This is a genomic window from Roseateles sp. P1_C6 (assembly GCF_056406315.1).
The window spans coordinates 1-19,422 of sequence record NZ_JBFUAK010000010.1 but is presented as its reverse complement, the minus strand read 5'-3'; the positions used below and the strand labels follow the sequence as shown (position 1 = coordinate 19,422).

24 protein-coding genes are annotated in these 19,422 nt (G+C 69.8%); 14 read left to right on the top strand and 10 right to left on the bottom strand.

The features are described 5' to 3' along the window. The first annotated feature begins 1 nt into the window (after position 1). The 6 genes from AC1D29_RS21320 (at position 2) to AC1D29_RS21295 (ending at position 4,832) form a co-directional block, all read left to right on the top strand. Positions 2 to 1,102, top strand: a complete 1,101-nt coding sequence (locus tag AC1D29_RS21320; protein ID WP_477901157.1) for a VanZ family protein — start codon at positions 2 to 4, stop codon at positions 1,100 to 1,102. Positions 1,103 to 1,116: 14 nt separating this feature from the next. Further along, positions 1,117 to 1,443 carry a (2Fe-2S) ferredoxin domain-containing protein gene (locus AC1D29_RS21315; protein ID WP_477901155.1) on the top strand — a complete coding sequence of 109 codons (327 nt, stop codon included), beginning with the start codon at positions 1,117 to 1,119 and terminating at the stop codon, positions 1,441 to 1,443. Further along, complete coding sequence (locus AC1D29_RS21310) at positions 1,440 to 2,063, top strand: alpha/beta hydrolase (RefSeq protein WP_477901153.1); 624 nt, start codon at positions 1,440 to 1,442, stop codon at positions 2,061 to 2,063. The genes AC1D29_RS21315 and AC1D29_RS21310 overlap by 4 nt, the downstream gene beginning before the upstream one ends. 22 nt (positions 2,064 to 2,085) lie before the next feature. Next, entirely contained in the window at positions 2,086 to 3,231 is a 1,146-nt protein-coding gene (locus AC1D29_RS21305) for a D-alanyl-D-alanine carboxypeptidase family protein (RefSeq protein WP_477901151.1), read from the top strand. A 17-nt stretch (positions 3,232 to 3,248) separates the two neighbouring features. Next, on the top strand, positions 3,249 to 3,533 hold the full coding sequence (locus tag AC1D29_RS21300; RefSeq protein WP_477901149.1) for a DUF493 family protein: 285 nt from the start codon (positions 3,249 to 3,251) through the stop codon (positions 3,531 to 3,533). Between the two features lie 171 nt (positions 3,534 to 3,704). Further along, positions 3,705 to 4,832: a GGDEF domain-containing protein gene (locus AC1D29_RS21295; protein WP_477901147.1), complete on the top strand. Its 1,128-nt coding sequence runs from the start codon at positions 3,705 to 3,707 to the stop codon at positions 4,830 to 4,832. Here the strand turns inward: AC1D29_RS21295 and AC1D29_RS21290 are convergent. Continuing rightward, a complete protein-coding gene (locus AC1D29_RS21290; protein ID WP_477901145.1) occupies positions 4,812 to 5,453 on the bottom strand; it encodes a tetratricopeptide repeat protein in 642 nt (213 codons plus the stop codon). The two genes, AC1D29_RS21295 and AC1D29_RS21290, sit on opposite strands and share 21 nt — an antisense overlap. A 55-nt stretch (positions 5,454 to 5,508) precedes the next feature. On the opposite strand from AC1D29_RS21290, the gene lipB reads away from it, so the two are divergent. Beyond that, positions 5,509 to 6,186 carry a lipoyl(octanoyl) transferase LipB gene (gene lipB / locus AC1D29_RS21285; protein WP_477901143.1) on the top strand — a complete coding sequence of 226 codons (678 nt, stop codon included), beginning with the start codon at positions 5,509 to 5,511 and terminating at the stop codon, positions 6,184 to 6,186. 2 nt (positions 6,187 to 6,188) lie between these two features. Beyond that, positions 6,189 to 7,148: a lipoyl synthase gene (gene lipA, locus AC1D29_RS21280; RefSeq protein ID WP_477901141.1), complete on the top strand. Its 960-nt coding sequence runs from the start codon at positions 6,189 to 6,191 to the stop codon at positions 7,146 to 7,148. Here lipA and AC1D29_RS21275 read toward each other — a convergent pair. Beyond that, a complete protein-coding gene (locus tag AC1D29_RS21275) occupies positions 7,145 to 7,561 on the bottom strand; it encodes a hypothetical protein (protein ID WP_477901140.1) in 417 nt (138 codons plus the stop codon). The genes lipA and AC1D29_RS21275 overlap by 4 nt on opposite strands. Before the next feature lie 8 nt (positions 7,562 to 7,569). Beyond that, the gene (locus AC1D29_RS21270; RefSeq protein WP_477901138.1) at positions 7,570 to 8,115 is read right to left on the bottom strand and encodes a carboxymuconolactone decarboxylase family protein; all 546 of its coding nucleotides are present in this window, start codon (positions 8,113 to 8,115) and stop codon (positions 7,570 to 7,572) included. Between the two features lie 94 nt (positions 8,116 to 8,209). Between AC1D29_RS21270 and AC1D29_RS21265 the strand changes: the two genes are divergently transcribed. Beyond that, positions 8,210 to 9,109: a LysR family transcriptional regulator gene (locus AC1D29_RS21265; protein WP_477901136.1), complete on the top strand. Its 900-nt coding sequence runs from the start codon at positions 8,210 to 8,212 to the stop codon at positions 9,107 to 9,109. Here the strand turns inward: AC1D29_RS21265 and AC1D29_RS21260 are convergent. Both AC1D29_RS21260 and AC1D29_RS21255 read right to left on the bottom strand, forming a co-directional pair. Continuing rightward, positions 9,094 to 10,101 (bottom strand): N-acetylmuramoyl-L-alanine amidase-like domain-containing protein, encoded by a 1,008-nt coding sequence (locus AC1D29_RS21260; RefSeq protein ID WP_477901134.1) that lies wholly within the window; start codon positions 10,099 to 10,101, stop codon positions 9,094 to 9,096. The two genes, AC1D29_RS21265 and AC1D29_RS21260, sit on opposite strands and share 16 nt — an antisense overlap. Before the next feature lie 72 nt (positions 10,102 to 10,173). Then, positions 10,174 to 11,073 (bottom strand): LysR family transcriptional regulator, encoded by a 900-nt coding sequence (locus tag AC1D29_RS21255; RefSeq protein ID WP_477901698.1) that lies wholly within the window; start codon positions 11,071 to 11,073, stop codon positions 10,174 to 10,176. A 100-nt stretch (positions 11,074 to 11,173) separates the two neighbouring features. Here AC1D29_RS21255 and AC1D29_RS21250 point away from each other — a divergent pair, with 100 nt between their 5' ends. Then, positions 11,174 to 12,040 carry an alpha/beta fold hydrolase gene (locus AC1D29_RS21250; protein ID WP_477901132.1) on the top strand — a complete coding sequence of 289 codons (867 nt, stop codon included), beginning with the start codon at positions 11,174 to 11,176 and terminating at the stop codon, positions 12,038 to 12,040. Here the strand turns inward: AC1D29_RS21250 and AC1D29_RS21245 are convergent. The 3 genes from AC1D29_RS21245 to AC1D29_RS21235 form a co-directional block, all read right to left on the bottom strand. Then, positions 12,027 to 12,515 carry a TlpA family protein disulfide reductase gene (locus AC1D29_RS21245; RefSeq protein ID WP_477901130.1) on the bottom strand — a complete coding sequence of 163 codons (489 nt, stop codon included), beginning with the start codon at positions 12,513 to 12,515 and terminating at the stop codon, positions 12,027 to 12,029. The genes AC1D29_RS21250 and AC1D29_RS21245 overlap by 14 nt on opposite strands. A gap of 40 nt (positions 12,516 to 12,555) precedes the next feature. Continuing rightward, positions 12,556 to 13,656: a hypothetical protein gene (locus tag AC1D29_RS21240; RefSeq protein ID WP_477901128.1), complete on the bottom strand. Its 1,101-nt coding sequence runs from the start codon at positions 13,654 to 13,656 to the stop codon at positions 12,556 to 12,558. A 188-nt stretch (positions 13,657 to 13,844) separates the two neighbouring features. After that, positions 13,845 to 15,083 (bottom strand): CaiB/BaiF CoA transferase family protein, encoded by a 1,239-nt coding sequence (locus tag AC1D29_RS21235; protein WP_477901126.1) that lies wholly within the window; start codon positions 15,081 to 15,083, stop codon positions 13,845 to 13,847. A gap of 80 nt (positions 15,084 to 15,163) precedes the next feature. On the opposite strand from AC1D29_RS21235, the gene AC1D29_RS21230 reads away from it, so the two are divergent. Genes AC1D29_RS21230 through AC1D29_RS21220 form a run of 3 tightly spaced genes read left to right on the top strand, consistent with a single transcriptional unit; the run spans position 15,164 to position 16,334 of the window. Continuing rightward, positions 15,164 to 15,658, top strand: coding sequence for a hypothetical protein (locus tag AC1D29_RS21230; RefSeq protein WP_477901124.1), 495 nt, complete (start codon positions 15,164 to 15,166; stop codon positions 15,656 to 15,658). A gap of 11 nt (positions 15,659 to 15,669) precedes the next feature. Continuing rightward, positions 15,670 to 16,068 carry a PTS sugar transporter subunit IIA gene (locus AC1D29_RS21225; RefSeq protein WP_477901122.1) on the top strand — a complete coding sequence of 133 codons (399 nt, stop codon included), beginning with the start codon at positions 15,670 to 15,672 and terminating at the stop codon, positions 16,066 to 16,068. Next, the gene (locus AC1D29_RS21220) at positions 16,065 to 16,334 is read left to right on the top strand and encodes an HPr family phosphocarrier protein (protein WP_477901120.1); all 270 of its coding nucleotides are present in this window, start codon (positions 16,065 to 16,067) and stop codon (positions 16,332 to 16,334) included. The genes AC1D29_RS21225 and AC1D29_RS21220 overlap by 4 nt, the downstream gene beginning before the upstream one ends. A gap of 12 nt (positions 16,335 to 16,346) precedes the next feature. Here the strand turns inward: AC1D29_RS21220 and AC1D29_RS21215 are convergent, their stop codons facing one another. Continuing rightward, the gene (locus AC1D29_RS21215) at positions 16,347 to 17,153 is read right to left on the bottom strand and encodes a GNAT family N-acetyltransferase (RefSeq protein WP_477901119.1); all 807 of its coding nucleotides are present in this window, start codon (positions 17,151 to 17,153) and stop codon (positions 16,347 to 16,349) included. Positions 17,154 to 17,268: 115 nt separating this feature from the next. On the opposite strand from AC1D29_RS21215, the gene ptsP reads away from it, so the two are divergent. Continuing rightward, positions 17,269 to 19,047 carry a phosphoenolpyruvate--protein phosphotransferase gene (ptsP, locus tag AC1D29_RS21210; RefSeq protein WP_477901117.1) on the top strand — a complete coding sequence of 593 codons (1,779 nt, stop codon included), beginning with the start codon at positions 17,269 to 17,271 and terminating at the stop codon, positions 19,045 to 19,047. Between the two features lie 60 nt (positions 19,048 to 19,107). On the opposite strand, the gene AC1D29_RS21205 is transcribed toward ptsP, so the two are convergent. Then, the coding region (locus AC1D29_RS21205) for a hypothetical protein (RefSeq protein ID WP_477901115.1) at positions 19,108 to 19,422 on the bottom strand (315 nt) is incomplete at its 5' end.

Below are 19,422 nucleotides of genomic sequence, written 5' to 3'. Positions count from 1 at the left end.
CATGCGCCGTCGGCAAAGTTCTGCCACCTGGCTGCTGCTGGCCCACATCGGGCTGGTCGCCTATGCCAGCCTCTACCCCTTCTGGCCCTGGCGCTGGCCGCCTGGCATGGGGCTGCCCTGGCTGTTCAGCCTGCCGTGGCCACCGCGCTTCTGGGCCTTCGACGTCGAGGCCAACCTGATCGGCTACATCCCGCTGGGCCTGCTCGGCTTCGCGGCTGCCGTGCGCTCGGGCTGGGGGCTGCGGGCCGCCTGGCTGATCGGCCTGCTGCCCGGGCCGGCCCTGTCCCTGCTGATGGAGACGCTGCAGTTTTTCGTGCCCGGGCGCGTGCCCTCGCTGTCCGACTGGGCGCTGAACAGCGCCGGCAGCACGCTGGGTGCGATGCTGGGCATGGTGCTCAGCGGTCTCGGTGGCCTGCAGCGCTGGGAGGACGTGCGCGACCACTGGTTCGGCAGCAGCAGCGCGCCCGCCCTGGCCCTGCTGGCGCTGTGGCCGCTGGCGCTGCTGTACCCGACGCCCTTGCCCTTCGGCCTGGGCCAATGGCTGCCCTGGTGGCGCGAGACGCTGCTGGACGCCCTCTCCGGCACGCCCTGGGCGCTGAACTGGGGCGACTCCGTCACCGTCGAACATGAACTGCCGCCGGGCCTGGAGGCGCTGGCCATCGGGCTGGGCCTAGTCGCGCCGGTGCTGCTGATGATCACCGTCGCGCGCCCCGGCCTGCGCCGCCTCGTGCTGGCCGGCGGGGCCGTGTTGCTGGGGCTGCTGGGCACGGCCACGGCCACCGCCATGGCCTTCGGGCCCGACCACGCCTGGGCCTGGCTCAGCGACGCCACCCGACCCGGCGTGGGCCTGGGGGTCGCGCTGTCGCTGCTGGCCTGCCTGCTGCCGTCGCGCGTGGCGGCGGCCCTGGGCCTGTTCACGCTGTGCACGCTGGTGGGTCTCATCAGCGTCGCGCCCAGCGACCCCTATCTGACGCTGAACATGCAGGCGTGGGAGCATGGCCGCTTCGTCAATCTCTACGGGCTGACGCGCTGGGTGGCCTGGACCTGGCCCTTCATCGCCCTCGTCTGGCTGGCCGCCCGCCTGGTGCAGAAACCCCGATGAGACAATCATCGGCGATGAGTTACTACCAGCGCCACCTCTTCGTCTGCCTGAACCAGCGCGCCAATGGCGAGGCCAGTTGTGCCGACCACGACGCCCAGGGCGCGTTCGACCACTGCAAGTCACGCGTCAAGCAGCTGGGCCTGGCCGGCAAGGGCGGTGTGCGCGTCAACAAGGCTGGCTGCCTGGACCGCTGCGCCGGCGGGCCGGTGGCGGTGGTCTACCCCGAGGCGGTCTGGTATTCCTGGGTCGACAAGAGCGACCTGGACGAGATCGTCGAAAGCCATCTGCGCGACGGCCAGGTCGTCGAGCGTCTCGTGCTGCCCGACAGCGTCGGCCGATGAACTCGCAGACCGAGAAGCGTCTCGTCCCCGGGCCGGCCGGGCAGATCGAGATCGCGATCGACCTGCCACCGGACGGCGGCACCATCGCCGGCACCGCGCTGATCTGCCACCCCAACCCCACCCAGGGCGGGACGATGGACAACAAGGTCGTGCAGACGCTGGCGCGCGCCTTCATCCAGCTCGGTTGGCGCGCCGTGCGCTTCAACTTCCGCGGCATCGGCAAATCCGAAGGCGGCTGGGACGAGGGGCGCGGCGAGGTCGATGACGCGCTGGCCGTGCTGGCCGCCGTGCGCGCGCCCGGCGAGGCGCTGATCCTTTCGGGCTTTTCCTTTGGCGGCTACGTCGCCTCGCGCGCTGCGCAGCAACTCGCCGAAGCGGCGCAGCGCCTGGTCCTCGTCGGCCCGGCCACCAGCCGCTTCGACACCGCCCCCGTGCCGGCCGACACCGTGGTCATCCATGGCGAGGTCGACGACGTGGTGCCGCTCACGGCAGTGCTCGACTGGGCGCGGCCGCAAAGCCTGCCCGTCACGGTCGTGCCCGGCGTGGGCCATTTCTTCCATGGGCAGCTGCCGCTGCTCAAGTCCCTGGTCGTGCGTGCCTTCGATCCCACGAAGCTCTGAGGCCCGCGCCTGCACTGAACCGATGAAACGACTGCTTGCTTCCTTCCTCGCGGCGTTCGCGCTGACCACCCAGGCCCAGGCGCCACAACCCCCCGAGATCGCCGCGCGCAACTACGTGCTGATCGACCTGACGACGCACAAGACCCTGGCCGAGCGTGATGCCGACACGGTCAACGACCCCGCGTCGCTGACCAAGCTGATGACGGCCTACGTCGTCTTCGGCGCGCTGCGCGACAAGAAGCTGACGCTGGAGCAGACGCTGACGGTGTCCAAGCGCGCCTGGGACGAGCGCAAGGGCGACCCCTCGCTGATGTTCATCGACACGACGATGACGCCCAAGGTGGACGAGCTGCTGCGCGGCCTCGTCATCCAGAGCGGCAACGACGCCGCGGTGGCGCTGGCCGAGGGCGTGGGCGGCTCCGTCGAGAACTTCGTGCAGCTGATGAACCGCCAGGCCCAGGCCTGGGGCCTGAAGAACACCGAGTTCAAGAACGTGACCGGCACGACCGAGCCCGGCCACAAGAGCAGCGCGCGCGACATCGCCGTCGTGGCGTCCCACATCATCACGGACTACCCCGAGTACTACGCCTACTACGCGCAGCGCGACTACACCTTCAACAAGATCCGCCAGGACAACCGCAACCTGCTGCTGCGCCGCGACCCGACGGTGGACGGCATGAAGACCGGTTTCACCGACGCCGCCGGCTACTGCCTGGTGGCCAGCGCCAACCGCGACTTCCCCAACGGCAAGCGCCGCCTGCTCAGCGTGGTCATGGGCACCTCGTCCAAGGAGGCGCGCGCCAGCGAAAGCCAGAAGCTGCTGAACTGGGGCTACACGGCCTTCGACGCGGTCAAGGTCTTCGACGCCGGCAAGGCCATCGCGACCGTGCCGGTCTGGAAGGGCGAGGCCAAGGAGGTCAAGCTCGGCGCTGCGGACGCGATCTACGTCGCCGTGCCGCATGGCGACGCCACCAAGCTGCAGACCCAGGTCGAGCGCACCGACCCGCTGGTCGCGCCGCTGAACAAGGGCCAGCGCGTCGGCACGCTGCGCGTGACGACGACGGCCGGCGCGCCGGTGGCCGAGGTGCCGCTGATCGTGCAGGAAGCCGTGCCGGTCGCCGGCCTGGTCGGCCGCGCCTTCGACTCCATCCGCCTCTGGATCAAGTAAACCGCGAGGTCGCTGCCATGAACCTGCCGCCCGACATCCCGCCCGAGCAGTCGCTCATCGAATACCCGTCGCAGTTCCCGATCAAGGTCATGGGCGCCCAGGTTGACGGCTTCGTCGAGGCCATCGCCCACGTGGCGCGCCAGTTCGACCCGGGCTTTGACGCCAGCACCATCGAGCAGCGTCCCAGCAAGGGCGGCAATTACCTGGGCCTGACCATCACGATCACGGCGACCAGCCGTGAGCAGCTCGACGAGATCTACCGCACGCTGACCACGCACCCCATGGTCAAGGTTGTGCTGTAAGCACGCTTTTCACCGGCGCCTGAGCTGGCGCGCAAGCCTGATCTCCTAGAGTCCCCAGCGCCCCAAAGGGAGGGGCACAGCCGCAACAAGCAAAAAGCGCGCGGCGAGCATTTGGGGAGCGTCATGGATATCCGGACCTTGGGGATCGTGACCTGCGTGTGCGCAGCCACGATGGCGACCACGTTGGGCGTCATGAGCCGGCTCAGCCCGGCGGATGGCTGCCTGAAGGACTGGACGCTGGCCGCCTTGCTGTTCCTGGCCAACAGCCTCTTCGGCGTCGTGGTCTTGTCGTACGGCCTGCACCCGCATCCCGTCGCCGTGGCCATGGCCAATGCCTGCACGATTGCGGGCTACGTCCTCATGCTGTCGGGTGTGCGGCTCTATCTGGGGCGTCCGCCGGCGCGGCATCAGGCGCTGCTGCTTGGCCTGCTGACGCTGGGCCTGGGCCTGCTGCCCGGTGTGCGCGACCATCTTGAATGGCGGCTGCTGCTCGGCTGGCCGATCATCGTCGTCACCCATTTCGCGGTCGCCGCCGAGCTCTGCCAGGAGCCCCGGCAGTTGGCCAAGCCGGCGATGAAACTGCTGCTGGCTCTGACGCTGGCCTACGCCGTGCAGCAACTGGTGAGGTTGCTGGTGCTTGCCCAGGCGATGTTCCAGGGCGACCCGATCAGCCTCAACGACAGTGTGTTCACCGCGGGCCGCCTGCTGATGTTCGTCTACCTGCTGCTCAGCACGATGACCTGCGCGCTGCTGGTGTTGCAGGACAAGGCCGAGGAGCTGAAGCGCCATGCCGACGTCGATCCCATGACGGGCTGGCACAACCGCCGCACCTGGGACGGCGTGATGGCTGCCGAGTTCCAGCGCGGCCGCCGCACCGGCGCCGGCTTTCATGTGGTCATGTTCGACATCGACCACTTCAAGAACGTCAACGACCGCCACGGGCATGACATCGGCGACCAGGCCATCCGGCACGTGGCCGCGCTGGTCGCGCAGGAACTGCGGGGCTACGACCGGCGCTTTCGCATCGGCGGCGAGGAATTCGTCGTCTGCGCGCCGGGGCTGCAGGCGGCCGTGCTGGCGGAGCGCATTCGCGCGCGGATCGCCTCGCATCCCTTGCAGACGACCAAGGGCGAGGTGGCGCTCACCGTCAGCGTCGGCTATGGCGACGTCCAGCCCGATGACGCGGACTGGCGAGCGGTGGCGCTGCGCGCCGATCAGGCGCTCTACCAGGCCAAGCGAAGCGGGCGCAACCGCGTCGAAGGCTTTTGCGCCCCCGCCTCAGACCTTGCCTGGGCCTGAGGCGTCGCGCGCGTCCATCGCCTTGACCTTGGCCTGGGCCGCGTCGTCGCCGTTCTTCGCGGCCACGTCGTACCAGTAGCGCGCCAGCCGCTCGTCGGCCTCTACGCCCAGCCCGGTCTCGAACATCGACGCGACCAGGTATTGCGCGCCGACGTCGCCTGACTTGGCGGCTTCCAGATACCAGCGGTGGGCCTGTGCCATGTCCTGCGCCCGGCCGCGACCCAGGTAATAGCAGGTGGCGGCGGCCAGCGCGCCGTCACCGTTGCCGTGCTCGGCCGCGCGCTCGAACCAGCCGCAGGCCGCCTTTGCGTCGGGCTTGCCGTGGCGGCCTTGCTCGATCATTTCGCCCAGCGCGTTCTCGGCCAGCGCGTGCTGCTGCGCGGCGGCGCGTTGCAGCCATTGCCAGGCCTTGGCGTCGCTGGCGCCGGGCAGCTCGCGGCGCAGGTTCATCATGGCCAGGTTGAACTGGCCCAGCGCCTCGCCGCGCCGCGCCGATTCGGCAAAGCCCTGGGCCGCAGCCTTCAGATGGCCCTCGTCGTAGGCGGTCAGCGCGTCGGACAGCGAGGCCGCCTGCGTGAGCGAGGCGGTGAGCAGCAGGGTGGCAATCAGTGGCGTCTTCATCGGATGCAGTCGGCTTGGAGAGGCGGGGGCTTACAGCGCTCCCTATGATGCCCGCATGATCGTCAAGACTCTGGGGCGGGTGGAATACCTGCCCACGCTGGAGGCCATGCGCGCCTTCACGGCGGCGCGGCATCCCGACACGCCGGACGAGCTCTGGCTCTGCGAGCACCCGCCCACGTTCACGCAAGGCCTGGCCGGCAAGCCCGAGCACCTGCTGCTGCCCGGCGACATCCCCGTCGTCGCCACCGAACGCGGCGGCCAGGTCACGTACCACGGCCCCGGCCAGATCACGGCCTATCCGCTGGTCGACCTGCGCCGGCTGAGCATCTTCGTCAAGGAATACGTGTTCCGCCTGGAGACGGCCATCATCCAGACGCTGGACAGCTATGGCGTGACCGGCCTGCGCGTGGCCGGCGCGCCTGGCATCTACGTGCGCCCGGCCGATCCCGGCAGCCATGCCGCGCTGGCTGGCCCGAACGGCCCTGACGATGCCTTCAAGGGCCTGGCCAAGATCGCCGCTTTGGGCATCAAGGTCAGCCGCCACTGCACTTATCACGGCCTCGCGCTGAACGTCGCGATGGACCTGGAACCCTTCCAGCGCATCAACCCATGCGGATACGAAGGGCTGGAAACCACATCCCTCGATAAAATCGGGGTTTTCACCGACTGGCCGACCGCGGCCGGCCGGCTCGCCGAGCGACTCTCGGCCCAATTTGAAGTCTCGACGTCCTGACCATGTCCGACACCACCTACGACCCGACGATCAAGCAAAAGGCCGAGGCCAAGACCTCCCGCATCCCGATCAAGATCGTGCCGGCCGAGGTGCTGAAGAAGCCCGACTGGATCCGCGTCAAGGCCGGCTCGCCGTCGACCCGCTTCTACGAGATCAAGCAGATCCTGCGCGAGCACAAGCTGCACACGGTCTGCGAGGAAGCCAGCTGCCCCAACATCGGCGAATGCTTCGGCAAGGGCACGGCCACCTTCATGATCATGGGCGACAAGTGCACGCGCCGCTGCCCGTTCTGCGACGTGGGCCACGGCCGGCCCGACCCGCTGGATGTGGACGAGCCGCTGAACCTGGCCAAGACCATCGCCGCGCTGAAGCTCAAGTACGTGGTCATCACCAGCGTGGACCGCGACGACCTCAAGGATGGCGGCGCGGGGCACTTTGCCGAGTGCATCACCAAGGTCCGTGAGCTGAGCCCGGCGACGCAGATCGAGGTGCTGGTGCCCGATTTCCGCGGCCGCGCCGACCGCGCGCTGGACATCCTGAAGGCCGCGCCGCCCGACGTGATGAACCACAACCTCGAGACCGCGCCGCGCCTTTACAAGGAAGCGCGCCCGGGCTCGGACTACCAGTTCAGCCTGGACCTGCTCAAGCGCTTCAAGGCCGCCGTGCCGGGCGTGCCGACCAAGAGCGGCATCATGGTCGGGCTGGGCGAGACGGACGACGAGATCCGCCAGGTCATGCGCGACATGCGCGCGCACGACATCGACATGATCACCATCGGCCAGTACCTCGCGCCGTCGGGCCACCACCTGCCGGTGCGCCGCTACGTGACGCCGGACACCTTCAAGCAGTTCGAGAAGGAAGCCTACGAGCTGGGCTTCACGCACGCGGCCGTGGGTGCGATGGTGCGCTCCAGCTACCACGCGGACGAGCAGGCCCACGCGGCGCTGAACCCCCAGGCCTAAGCCTGGGCGGCTTCGAACGGGTTCCAGCAGCCCGCGCCAAGCCAGAGCGCGCCCGCCATGACGGCCGTGCCGGCCAGTTCGGCCGCCGACGCGCCGCCCAGGGCCAGCACGGTCAGCAGCGCGAGCGCCGGCGCGTGCGCCCGGCCCAGCGCACGCAGCAGCATGAAGCCCGCCAGCGCGGCCAGCACTGCCATCGCCGGCCACGCCGGCAGCAACACGTGTGCCACCATGCCCAGCGCTGCGCACAGACCATGGGCCAGCAAGCTCGCGACGCCGGCCTGGCGGCGCAGGGCCGGCGTTGGCGCCGAGCAGATCACACCGATGCTGGCGACGAAAGGCCCCAGCAGCCGCACCGAGCCGGCCAGCGCGCACGCTGCAACGCAGGCCGCCGCCATCGCGATGAAGCCGAGCACGGCCGCTCTCATGCCGCGGCCCCCGGCAGCGCGGGCGCGACGGGGAAGTCCAGCGGCGGCTCGGCAATCTGCTTGAAGACGTTCGAGAACACGTTCAGCGCCACATGCGCCACGATCTCGCCCACCTCTTCTTCCGTCCAGCCGGCCTGCCAGACCTCGGTCAGCGCGGTCTCGGCGCTCGCGGTGTCGCGCAGCACCAGTGCCTTCACGAGGCGCAGCGCGGCGGCCGTCTTCGCGTCGTCGCTGTGGGCGCGTCGCGTGGCCAGCAGGTCGTCGGCGCTCATGCCTATCTTGCCGCCGCGAAAGGTGTGCGCGGCGACACAGTAGTCGCAGTCGTTGAGCTGCGCCGTCAACAGCGCGACGCGCTCGCGCATCCGCGGCGCCAGCACGCCCTGCTGCAGCGCGCCGCGGAAGTCCAGGTAACCCTGCAACGCGATCGGGCTGTGCGCCATCGCGGCGTAGAGGTTGGGCACGCGGCCGAGCTGGCGGCGCGTGGCGTCCAGCAACTCGCGGGCGATGCCGGTCGTGGCTTCGGGGATCAGTGGGGCAAACATGGCGGCTCCTGGTGGTCGATGAGGTCAATGTAGGAACCGCGGCCTGACGCAACAATGCGCGGCCCGGCATCACAGCCATACCGAGGGAGCATTGATGAAAGCCGGTCTGCTGGAGCACTACCGCGTCTTCGTCGCCATCGCGCGCAGCGGCAGCCTGACCGCCGCCGCCGACCAGCTCGACGCCAACCAGCCCACCATCAGCCGCCAGCTCGCCGCGCTGGAGCGCGAGCTGGGCGTGGCCTTGTTCCAGCGCTCCAGCCGCTCGCTGAGCTTGAGCGATGCGGGCCGCACGCTGTTGCCGCATGCCGAGACCTTGATCGCCGCGGCCGACGCTGCGGCGCAGGCGCTGCGCGACCCCGGCCAGGCCTTGAGCGGGCGGCTGCGTGTGGCCTGCTCCATCGCCTTCGCGCGCCGCGTGCTGCTGCCCGCGCTGCCGGCCTGGGCCGCACGCCACCCGCAGCTGAAGCTCGAGCTGCTGGCGGGCGACGCGCTGTTGCCCGTCATCAAGTCCGGCGTCGACGTCGCGCTGCGCCTGGGCGAGCCGACCGACTCCAATCTCGTGCAGACGCCGCTGGGCCTTTCGCGCTCGGCCGTGTTCGGCGCGACGCGCTATGTCGATGTGCGCGGCCGCCCGCTCGATCCCGCCGATCTGGCCGGCCATGCCTGCCTGCTTGCGCCGGCCACCGCGTCGCCCTGGCGTTTGGCGGCCGAGGGCCGCGAAGAAGCCATCGTCGTGCGCGGCGGCTTGACGCTGTCGTCCGTGGACTTGCTGCGCGACGCGGTTCAGCAAGGCCTGGGCCTGGCCTTGCTGCCGACCTGGTTCTGGCGCGACGACGAACTGGCGCTGGCGGGCGTCGAGCGCGTGTTGCCGGCCTGGCAGGCGCCGCCGCGGCCACTGCTGGCGCTGACGGCCACCCGCCCCGGCCCGCGCAGCCGGGCCGCGGCCTTCATCGCCTTCGTGCGTGAGGCCTGGCGGCGTTACGAGCCGGCCTGACCGAGGGCGGCGGGCCGCGCCGGTCGGGGTTGAGGCGCCATCGGCGGCACCTGCGGCGCGTCGTTCAGGCGCAGGAACTTGAAGCCGGCCAGTTGCGCCTTGTTCTGACCCGCTTGGCGCGCGTCGCGCTCCGCCATGCGGGCGATGAAGCCCTGCAGCGTCTCCTCGCGCACCTGCGGCTCGGCGGAATGCAGCAGGCGGCGCGAACCGTCCGCACCGGTGACGATGAGGCCCACGTGCGAAGCCCAGGAGTCCGCGCCCTTGCTGGAAATCACGTTGACGAAGTCGCCGTCCTGCAGCTGCGCCTCAATGGCGGCCACGTCCTGCTTGGCGACGTAGACGTCGTCGAAGGGCTGGACCGGGATGTCGCGCTGGATCTTGAACTGCTTGAGCAGGAAGGCCTGGCGGTCGATGCGCTGGTGATAGGCCTGCGTCGGCGCGCCCAGCGTGCGGGTCACGTCGGTCACCAGCCAGCCGTTGGCGACGTTCCAGTCGGCCTCGGTGTAGTGGTTGCGCGTGGCCGTGCCGATGACGCCGTCGCGATAGCGGATGCGCTGCAGCATCCAGAAGAACTCCTCCCACGACGCGCTCAGCGCCATCGCGTAGACATGCTCGGCGAACACGACGCAGTCGCTCTTGGCGAGGTTGAACAACGGCTGGCTGTCGTAGGTCTCATACGGGAACTCGCCCAGCAGGAACAGCTCGTAGGGCTGGCCGATGTTCTTGCGCGCCAAGGCTGCGATGCGCTGGCGCAGCGCCGGCTGATCCAGCTGCTGCCAGGCCAGGAAGCGGCCCAGCTCGGCGGGCTGCATCTGGTACAGCGGCTTGTTCAGCAGGCCGCCCAGTTCGGCCGCGCCCAGGCCGACGCGGCGGGCCGCGTCCAGCTGCGCGGTGGTCGGCTGGACCGCGGGTGGGGGTTCGGGCGGCCGGGGCTGGTGGGCGCAGGCCGACAGCAGCAGCGTGACGGCCAGGGCCGCGAGGGTCTTTTGCATCGCCGCAGTGTCAGCCAAGCCGCGCCGGCGCGGCCATGAGACATCGTGCAGCACCCATAACGGCGCGGTGCGTCAGCCGGCCAGGGCTTGCAGCGCCTCGATGAGCACGCGTGTCTTGCGCGGCGGCTGGCGCGCGGCCGGGTAGAGGGCGTGGATGCCACCTTCGGGCAGGCGCCAGTCGGGCAGGGGCTCAACCAGCCGGCCGGCGGCGAGATCGTCGGCGACCAGATAGTCCGGCAGCACGCACAGGCCGCCGCCGGCCAGCGCGGCGCTGCGCACGGCCGAGGCCGTGTTCATGGCCAGCGCGGCCTGGAAGCGCACGGGCTGCTCCGCCTCGCCGTCGGCACTGAAGCGGAACTGCAGCGGCTGGGCCAGCACCGACAGCGCGATGAAGGGCAGGGCAGCGAGGTCCTCGGGCCGCGCCGGTTTCGGTTGGCCCTGCAACAGCGCCGGGCTGGCAACCGCGCATTTGCCGAAGGTGCCGACGCGAATGCCGCGCAGCTCCGAGTCGACCAGCTCGCCGATGCGTATGGCCACGTCGATCTGCTCGGCCACCAGGTCCAGCGGCCGGTCCACGGCCAGCACCTCGATCTGCAGTTCGGCATGCTGGCGGCGCAGCGCGACGGCCACCGGCGCCAGCACGCGCTCGGCATAGTCCACCGGCGCCGTGACGCGCAGGCGGCCGCGCGGTGCGCTCGTGTCCGATGCAGCCGCGGCAATGGCCGCCTCGGCGTCGGCGACGATCTGGCGCGCCGCCTCGAAGAAGCCCTCGCCGGCCCCGGTCAGGCGCAGGCTGCGCGTCGTGCGCAGCAGCAGGCTGGCGCCCACCTCGCGCTCCAGGCGCTGCATGTGGGCGCTGACCATGGTCGTCGCGATGCCCAGCCGCCGCGCCGCGGCGCTCAGCGACCCTGCCTCGACGATGGCGACGAAGACGGCCAGGCGGTTCAGGTTGACGTCGGCAAGGGTGCTGATGATGGATCTTCCATTGAAAGTGGAGAGTGCTTGCAGGATACCGTGGCTACCCCGCTGGCTCCGGCGTCCTTACGCTGTAGGTACTGCACAGGAGATCACCATGAGCCACCCCATCTTCCATCGCCAGATCAAGGTCAACGGCCTGAATTTGTTCTACCGCGAGGCCGGCCCGGCGGACGCGCCGACGCTGCTGCTGCTGCACGGCTTCCCGTCGTCGTCGCGCCAGTACGTCAAGCTGATGGAGGCGCTGGCCGACCGCTACCACCTGGTGGCGCCCGACTACCCCGGCTTCGGCCTCAGCGACGCGCCGGCGGCGGCCGAGTTCGGCTACAGCTTCGACCGGCTGGCCGACGTCGTCGAAGGCTTTTGCGAAGCCTTGGGCCTCACCCGCTTCGTCGCCTACCTGTTCGACTTCGGCGCGCCGGTGGGCCTGCGCCTGGCCGAGCGCCACCCCGAATGGATCGCCGGCCTGGTCATCCAGAACGGCAACGCGTACGAAGAGGGCCTGAGCCCGATGGCGCGCGACATGGTGGCGTTGACGCCCGGCCGCCCCGGCGCCGTGGAGGCCGTCATGGGCATCCTGACCGCGGAGGTCACGCGCATGCAGTACGAGGGTGGCACCCGCGAGCCGGCGCGCATCGCGCCCGAGGGCTGGCTGCTGGACCAGCATTTCCTGGATCTGCCCGGCCGCAAGGCCATCCAGGTCGACATCGCGCTGGACTACCACCGCAACGTCGAGCGCTACCCGGTCTGGCAGGCCTGGCTGCGCGAGCACCGCCCGCCGGCGCTGATCGTCTGGGGCCGCAACGACGCCTTCTTCCCCGAGGCCGGCGCGCAGGCCTATCTGCGCGACCTGCCCGACGCCGAGCTGCATGTGCTGGACACGGGGCACTTCGCGCTGGAGGAGGACGTGGACTTCATCGCGGCGCGCATGGCCGCGTTCGTCGACGGGCTCAGGCTTCGTTGAGCAGTTGCTCGATGAGGCCGTGCAGCGCGGCGAAGTCGGGTTCGCCGACATAGCGCTTGACGATCTCGCCGCGCTTGTTGATCAGGAAGGTCGTCGGCGTCATCTGCACCGGGCCGAAGGCCTGGGCGACGCTGCCGGTGTTGTCGATGGCCACGCCGAACGGCAGCTGGCGCGTCTCGGCGAACTTGGACACGAAGGCCGGCGGGTCGTAGCTCATCGCCACGGCCAGCGTGTCCAGGCCGCGGGCCTTGAACTTGTCGTGCGTGGCGATGATCTGCGGCATCTCCTTCACGCAGGTCGCGCAGCTGGTGGCCCAGAAGTTCACCAGCATGACCTTGCCCGCCCATTGCTGGGAGCTGGCCTTCTGGCCGTTCAGCAGCACGTAGTCGACGGTGGGCGCCTGTTCGCGGGCGCAGCCTGAAAGCGCGGCGGCGCAGGCCAGCAGGGCGGCAGGGATCAGGCGGCGGAACAGCATGGACGCGGATTTTAGGCGCCGGCCTGATGCCCCTGGGCTGTCAAGGCCGCTTGGCCAGCTCGAACATCAGCAGCGACGGCAGTGCGTCCGGCAGGTGGCGGCGCGAGATGCGGGCCACGCCGTCGTTGGTGGCGGTGGACAGCTGCGTGCGGTGCTCGCCGTCGAACATCTCCACGAAGGTGAAGTCCGGCGCGTCGCGCATGACCTCGGCGATCAGCTGCAGCAGGGCCTCGTTCATCTGCCCTGCGTCGAACAGCAGCGCATGCGGCAGGCCTTCGGCGCAGAACTGCTCGGCCTCGGCCACGCTGCCGACCACGTCGATCAGCATGCCCATGTGGCGCACGGCCGCCTGGGCCTCGGCGCGCAGGTCGCGGTTGGCGGACAGGATCAGCAGCTGGCAGCCGGCCAGCGGGCGGGAGTTGCCACCCATGCGCTCGGCCTCGGCCTCCAGCCGGCTCAGCGTGCTGTCAGGCGGTGGCGCCTCGTCGGGCGCGAGCTGGTTGAACTCCAGCGTCAACAGCGTGATGCCGGCCTCCTGCTCGCGCAGCGGCAGCACACCCAAGGTGATGGCTGTCTGCTCCAGCAGACGCCAGGCCAGCGAGTCCAGCCCCGGCGTCGGCGCATGGGGCTCGGCGTCGTCTGCCAGCAGTTCCAGCGAGCGGTGCGCGAAGCGGCAGCTCAGCCTTGCCTTCACGGGCCAGGGCGTCAGGTCCAGGCGCAGGTCGACCGAGGAATGCGTGTTGGCCAGCGCCCAGTCCATCAGCGCGTTCAGCAGCGCAAACAGCAGCGCGCCGTCGGCCCAGATCTCGACCGGCTTGAGCGACTGGCGCACCTGCACGCCGCGCGCCTGCGTCTCGCGGCTGCGCTGGGCCAGCACGCTGCGCAGCATCTGCGTGAGGTGCTGGCGCTCGCGGTTCAGGCGCAGCCGGCCAGACGCCAGGCGGGACAGCTGCTGACCCAGCATGCCTGCGGTGCGGGCGTCGTCGACGCTGCGGCGCAGCAGGCGCAGGCCGCGGCGGTCGATCTGGCCGGTGCTGGCAAGGTTCTGGATCTGTTCCAGCGCCGCGCTCAGCGGCCCGGCGATCTCGGCGCCCAGTTGCTGGACGATGTCCGCCCACTGCACCGGGCTCGGCTCAGGCATGACATCGTTGGCGGCACTTGCAGGCGCGGAAGAAGGCGGTGTGGACATGACCCCGGGTGACGGAAACCGCGGCGGATGGTTCTAGGTTGTTGGCCCGCCGCGGTATGAAAGCGCATGCTGAGGACAGGACGGCTCCGCCTCCATCCCCTGGCCGGGGGGAAACCCTTGGTTCAGGGGTGGGTTAGCCCTCAGGCAATAACACCAGCCGCGCGCCATTTCGTGATTTCCTCCACGCTACAGCCGGCTTCACGCAGCAACTCGTCGCTGTGCTGGCCCAGCAGCGGCGGCGCGTGCCGGTAGCTGACGGGGGTCGCCGACAGCTTCATCGGGCTGGCGACCAGGCGCAGGTCGGGCGTCAGCGGGTGGTCCATCGCGACGACGGCGCCGCGCGCCTGGGCCTGCGGGTCGGCAAAGGCCTCGGCGATGGAGTTGATCGAGCCGCAGGGCACCTTGGCTGCCTCCAGCGCAGCCAGCCAGGTGTTGCGCGGGCGCTGGCGGATGGCGTCTTCCAGCATCGGCACCAGCAGCGCACGGTGGCGCACACGCTCGGCGTTGGTCGCGAAGCGGGCGTCCGCCGCCCAGTCCGGCCGGCCGGCGATCTCACAGAACTTGGCGAACTGGCGGTCGTTGCCCACGGCCAGGATCAGGTGCCCGTCACTGGTCTCGAACACCTGGTAGGGCACGATGTTCTGGTGCGCATTGCCCATGCGGCCCGGCACCTTGCCGCTGCACAGGTAGTTGCTGCCCAGGTTGGCCAGCATGGCGAGCTGGGTGTCCAGCAGCGCCATGTCGATCACCTGGCCCTGACCGGTCGCGTCGCGGTGGCGCAGCGCGGCCAGGATGGCGACGGTGGCGTACAAACCCGTGAACAGGTCCGACACCGCCACGCCCACCTTCTGCGGCCCGCCGCCAGGCAGGTCGTCGCGCTCACCGGTCACGCTCATCAGCCCGCCCATGCCTTGCACGGCGTAGTCGTAGCCGGCGCGCTCGGCGTAGGGGCCGGTCTGGCCGAAGCCGGTGATGGAGCAGATGACCAGGCCCGGGTGCTCGGCCAGCAGGCTTTGAGCGTCCAGCCCGTAGCGGGCCAGGTCACCGACCTTGAAGTTCTCGACCAGCACGTCGACCTGGGCCGCCAGCTTCCTGACGATGGCCTGGCCCTCCGCGGTGGCCAGGTCGACGGCCAGCGAGCGCTTGTTGCGATTGGCGCCAAGGAAGTAGGCCGCCTCGCTCGTGTCTTGGCCGTTGGCGTCCTTCAGATAGGGCGGGCCCCAGGCGCGCGTGTCGTCACCGCTGCCGGGCCGTTCGATCTTGATGACGTCGGCGCCCAGGTCGGCCAGCGTCTGCGTGCACCAGGGGCCGGCCAGCACGCGGGACAGGTCCAGCACGCGCACGCCGGACAGCGCCTGGGGGGCTTGGGGAGAGGGCATATCTTGCATTGCGGAATTGTCGTGGGGTGGCTGCCGATAATTCGGCCATGCGCGCCTGCCCCACTGCCGGATTTGCCCTAATGCTGGCCCTGCTGGCGGCCTGTCAGCCGGCGTTGAACTGGCGCGAGGCCATGCCGATCGGCTCGGGTGCCGTGGCGCTGTTTCCTTGCAAGCCCGACGTCGAACAGCGACCGGCCCGCGCCGGGGAGGGTGGAGGCGCCATGGGCCTGGCCCAGTGCGAGGCGGCGGGGCGGGGCTTCGCGCTGTCCTGGGCGGACACGCCCGATCCGACCCGGGCCGGTGCCGCGCTGAAGGCCATGCCCGCAGCGCTGGCCGCCAAGCTGAACCGGCCACTGTCGCCCGCGCAAGTGCTGCAGGTGCCGGGCATGACGCCCTTGCCCGAGGCCGTTCAACACCGGCTGGCGGGTGCCGGCGGCATCACGCGCGTGGCCGTGTTTGCCCATGGCGGGCGGGTCTACCAGGCGCTGATGACGGCGGCGAAGGATGACGCGGCGGCCTGGGATATCTTCGTCGGCGGGCTGCGCGTCGGTGGGGCCATTGAGCCCGCCCGCTAACATCCCGTCCCATGCCCAACCTGCTCGTGATCGCCCACGCGCCGCTCGCCTCCGCGCTGCGGCAGGTGGCCGAGCACATCTTTCCGGACTGCGCGCCGACACTGCTCGTGCTGGACGTCAACCCGGGGCTGTGCCCCGAGGACGTCGAGGCAGCCGCCCGTGCGCTGATGGCCGGGTCCAGCCAGCCCGAGTGGCTGGTGCTGACCGATGTGTTCGGCGCGACCCCCAGCAACGGCGCCCAGCGCCTGGCGGGGGAGCAGGTGCAGGTGCTCAGCGGTGTCAGCGTGCCAATGCTGTGGCGCACGCTCTGCTACGCCAGCCAGAAGCCCTTGACCGATCTGGCCCGGCGCGCCGTGCAAGGCGCGGTCAGCGGCATCGTCGCCACGCCTCCCTTGCCCCCCGACGAATGATCAAGTCCACCCTCACCATCAGCAACAAGCTGGGTCTTCACGCACGCGCCTCGGCCAAGCTGACCAAGCTGGCCGGCAGCTTCAAGTGCGAGGTGCACATGAGCCGCAATGGCCGGCGCGTGAATGCCAAGAGCATCATGGGTGTCATGATGCTGGCCGCAGGCCTGGGTGCCAGCGTCGAGCTGGAGACCGACGGCGAAGACGAGCAGGCCGCGCAGGACCAGATCACCGCCCTGGTCAACGACAAGTTCGGCGAGGGCCAGTAAGGCCGCCAGCGCTCAGCCCAGGATGCGGCGAAAGCGTGCCGGCAGGTCGGCCGTGCGCAACAGCAGCGGCAGGTCGGCGGTGTTGAAGTCCGGGTCCCAGGCGGGCTCGCCCATCAGCTTGGCACCGCAGCGCAGATAGCCGCGGATCAGTGCAGGCGCCTCGACGACGAGATCCTGGCGCAGGTGCTCGATGGGCAGCGGCAGGCGCGGGCGCACCTGGCAGTCGATGGGCGCGAGGTGCTGGCCGGCGATCTGCCGCCACAGGCTGGCCGCGAAATGGCCGCCGTCGCGCATGCTGACGCTGGCGCAGCCGATGACGGTGTCCAGACCGTTGCGGGCCATGAACTCCGCCAGCGCGCCCCACAGCGCAATGATGGCGCCGCCGCTGCGGTGGTCGGCGTGCACGCAGGAGCGGCCGATCTCGGCCACGCGGTGGCGCAGCGCGCGCAGGCGGGTCAGGTCGAACTCGGTGTCGCTGTAAAGGCCGCCGGCGCGCTTGGCGGCGGCCGGCGTCAGCACGCGGTAGGTGCCGATGACGGGGCCGGGCTCGCCGTCCTCGCCGTCGGCGCGCACGAGCAGGTGCTCGCAGTAGGCGTCGAAGAGATCGATGTCCAGGCCGGCCGGCGTGCCCTTGGGCCGCGCCAGGCGCGCGCCCATCTCGACGGCGAAGACCTGATGGCGCAGCGCCTGGGCTTCGCGCACCTCGGCCTCGCTGCTGGCCCAGCTGACGCTCAGGCGGGTGGAAGAATGCGTGCGCTCCGGGCGCTGCAGGGCGGGGGCATGCGACAGCGCATGCGTGACGATGTGACTGCGGTTCATGCCCGGCATGCTGGGGCGATGGTTTGACGCCGCGGTGAAGCCTCTATGAAAAAACCATGACGCGAAAGGTCCGCGCGAGGCGCTACATTGGCCCTTCGATTTGCGGGGTGCGCTGATGAGTTTTCAGGTGTTCGGCATCGCGGTGTCGCGTGGCGTGGCGATAGGCCGGGCCGTGCTGGTGGCGTCCAGCCGGGTCGACGTGGCCCACTATTTCCTCGCGCCGGACCAGATTCAGGCCGATATCCAGCGCCTGCTGCGCGCGCGAGACGCCGTCGTGCAGGAGTTGGCCACGCTCAAGGACGAGCTGCCCGACGACGCCCCTCACGAGCTCGCCGCGCTGCTGGACGTGCACCTGATGCTGTTGCACGACGAAGCCTTCACCGGCGGCGCCAGCCACTGGATCGTCGAGCGCCACTACAACGCCGAGTGGGCGCTGTCCGCCCAGCTCGAAGTGCTGGCGCGCCAGTTCGACGAGATGGAGGATGACTACCTGCGCGAGCGCAAGGCCGACCTGGAGCAGGTCGTCGAGCGCGTGCTGCGCGCGCTGGCGCATGAGCAAGGCGACACCCCGACGCCCGTGACGCCGCGTGACTTCGGCGGCGAGGACCCGCTGCTGCTGGTTGCCGCCGACATCGCGCCGGCCGACATGATGCAGTTCAAGCGCAGCGTCTTCCGCGGCTTCATCACCGACATCGGCGGCAAGACCTCGCACACGGCCATCGTCGCCCGCAGCCTGGACATCCCCGCCGTGGTCGGCACCCGGGAGGCCTCGCGCCTCATCATGCAGGACGACTGGGTCATCATCGACGGCGACGCCGGCACGGTCATCGTCAACCCATCGCCCATCGTGCTGGAGGAGTACCGCTTCCGGCAACGCCAGAGCGAGCTGGAGCGTGCCCGGCTGGGCCGGCTGCGGCACACCCCCGCCGTCACGCTGGACGGCGAGCACATCGAGCTGCACGCCAACATCGAGCTGCCGGCCGACGCCCACGCCGCCGTGGAAGCCGGCGCGACCGGTGTGGGCTTGTTCCGCAGCGAGTTCCTGTTCATGAACCGCGACGGCGAACTGCCCAGCGAGGAGGAACAGTTCGTTGCCTACAAGGCCGCCGTCGAGGCGATGAGAGGCATGCCGGTGACGATACGCACGGTCGACATCGGCGCCGACAAGCCGCTGGACCGTCTCAGCGTGTCCGAGCTGCGCCACGAGCATGTGCTCAACCCGGCCATGGGCCTGCGCGCCATCCGCTGGAGCCTGGCCGAGCCCAGCATGTTCCGCCAGCAGCTGCGCGCCATCTACCGGGCCAGCGCCTTCGGCAAGGTGAGGCTGCTGGTTCCCATGGTGGCGCACCTGGGCGAGGTCCGGCAGATCGTCGAGACCGTCAAGAAGGTGCAGCAGCAGCTCACCGACGCCGGCCACGCCTTCACGCGCGTGGAACTGGGCGTCATGATCGAGATCCCGGCGGCGGCCGTCATGCTGCCGCTGCTGCTGCGGCACGTGGACTTCGTCTCCATCGGTACCAATGACTTGATCCAGTACACGCTGGCCATCGACCGCGCCGACGAAGCGGTGGCGCATCTGTACGACCCCTGGCATCCGGCGGTGCTGCAGTTGATCAGCCAGGCCATCGCCCAGTCGCGTGCCGGCAGCAAGGGTGTCAGCGTCTGTGGTGAGATGGCGGGCGACCCCGATTTCACCGACCTGCTGCTGGCCATGGGGCTGCGCAGCTTCTCCATGCATCCTTCACAGATCCCCGCCGTGAAGCAACGCGTGCTGCGTGCCGACACGCAGCGCCTGGCGGCCGCGCTCCCGCGCGTGCTTGAAAGCGAAGACCCGCAAGGCGCAGCCGCCAGGGAACTCGCCATCGGCAAAGGTGGCGTGATCGCGGTGCATTGAGCGGGGTCGGCCTCCGCTGCTGCGCGCTGAGATCTTCTATCTATATGTAGTGGGTGGGCGTCAGACGGTAGCGAACAGCACCTTCTCCAGCCCTCTCTTCAAAATCTTCCTGATCTCTTGCGCGGTCTGAAATTCCTGTGCTACAGTCGTGGGCTTCGCTGATGACAAAGCGCAACGCAAACCGGCAACGGCAAGCGGGGTGTTGAGGAGTTGGTGAGGCTGAGCTGAAGAGCTCGGGGCGAGCTGGAGAGTTCGTTGGGTGCTGAGGGGTTCGAAAGAATTTTTCAAAAGTACTTGACGACACTGCGAAAGCAGATCAAAATCTCGCCTCTTTGCTGCTGACGACTGAACGCGAAGCGAACAGTATGTGGGTAG

Bases quoted from the DNA above. Each gene is read 5' to 3' on its own strand.
- AC1D29_RS21300 (WP_477901149.1), top strand. From the start codon at position 3,249: ATGAACCTGCCGCCCGACATCCCGCCCGAGCAGTCGCTCATCGAATAC.
- lipA (WP_477901141.1), top strand. From the start codon at position 6,189: ATGTCCGACACCACCTACGACCCGACGATCAAGCAAAAGGCCGAGGCC.
- AC1D29_RS21310 (WP_477901153.1), top strand. From the start codon at position 1,440: ATGAACTCGCAGACCGAGAAGCGTCTCGTCCCCGGGCCGGCCGGGCAG.
- AC1D29_RS21225 (WP_477901122.1), top strand. From the start codon at position 15,670: ATGCCCAACCTGCTCGTGATCGCCCACGCGCCGCTCGCCTCCGCGCTG.
- AC1D29_RS21215 (WP_477901119.1), bottom strand. From the start codon at position 17,153: ATGAACCGCAGTCACATCGTCACGCATGCGCTGTCGCATGCCCCCGCC.
- AC1D29_RS21265 (WP_477901136.1), top strand. From the start codon at position 8,210: ATGAAAGCCGGTCTGCTGGAGCACTACCGCGTCTTCGTCGCCATCGCG.
- AC1D29_RS21290 (WP_477901145.1), bottom strand. From the start codon at position 5,453: ATGAAGACGCCACTGATTGCCACCCTGCTGCTCACCGCCTCGCTCACG.
- AC1D29_RS21240 (WP_477901128.1), bottom strand. From the start codon at position 13,656: ATGCCTGAGCCGAGCCCGGTGCAGTGGGCGGACATCGTCCAGCAACTG.
- AC1D29_RS21235 (WP_477901126.1), bottom strand. From the start codon at position 15,083: ATGCCCTCTCCCCAAGCCCCCCAGGCGCTGTCCGGCGTGCGCGTGCTG.
- AC1D29_RS21260 (WP_477901134.1), bottom strand. From the start codon at position 10,101: ATGCAAAAGACCCTCGCGGCCCTGGCCGTCACGCTGCTGCTGTCGGCC.
- AC1D29_RS21230 (WP_477901124.1), top strand. From the start codon at position 15,164: ATGCTGGCCCTGCTGGCGGCCTGTCAGCCGGCGTTGAACTGGCGCGAG.
- ptsP (WP_477901117.1), top strand. From the start codon at position 17,269: ATGAGTTTTCAGGTGTTCGGCATCGCGGTGTCGCGTGGCGTGGCGATA.
- AC1D29_RS21320 (WP_477901157.1), top strand. From the start codon at position 2: ATGCGCCGTCGGCAAAGTTCTGCCACCTGGCTGCTGCTGGCCCACATC.
- AC1D29_RS21315 (WP_477901155.1), top strand. From the start codon at position 1,117: ATGAGTTACTACCAGCGCCACCTCTTCGTCTGCCTGAACCAGCGCGCC.
- AC1D29_RS21245 (WP_477901130.1), bottom strand. From the start codon at position 12,515: ATGCTGTTCCGCCGCCTGATCCCTGCCGCCCTGCTGGCCTGCGCCGCC.
- AC1D29_RS21220 (WP_477901120.1), top strand. From the start codon at position 16,065: ATGATCAAGTCCACCCTCACCATCAGCAACAAGCTGGGTCTTCACGCA.
- AC1D29_RS21250 (WP_477901132.1), top strand. From the start codon at position 11,174: ATGAGCCACCCCATCTTCCATCGCCAGATCAAGGTCAACGGCCTGAAT.
- lipB (WP_477901143.1), top strand. From the start codon at position 5,509: ATGATCGTCAAGACTCTGGGGCGGGTGGAATACCTGCCCACGCTGGAG.
- AC1D29_RS21295 (WP_477901147.1), top strand. From the start codon at position 3,705: ATGGCGACCACGTTGGGCGTCATGAGCCGGCTCAGCCCGGCGGATGGC.
- AC1D29_RS21305 (WP_477901151.1), top strand. From the start codon at position 2,086: ATGAAACGACTGCTTGCTTCCTTCCTCGCGGCGTTCGCGCTGACCACC.
- AC1D29_RS21270 (WP_477901138.1), bottom strand. From the start codon at position 8,115: ATGTTTGCCCCACTGATCCCCGAAGCCACGACCGGCATCGCCCGCGAG.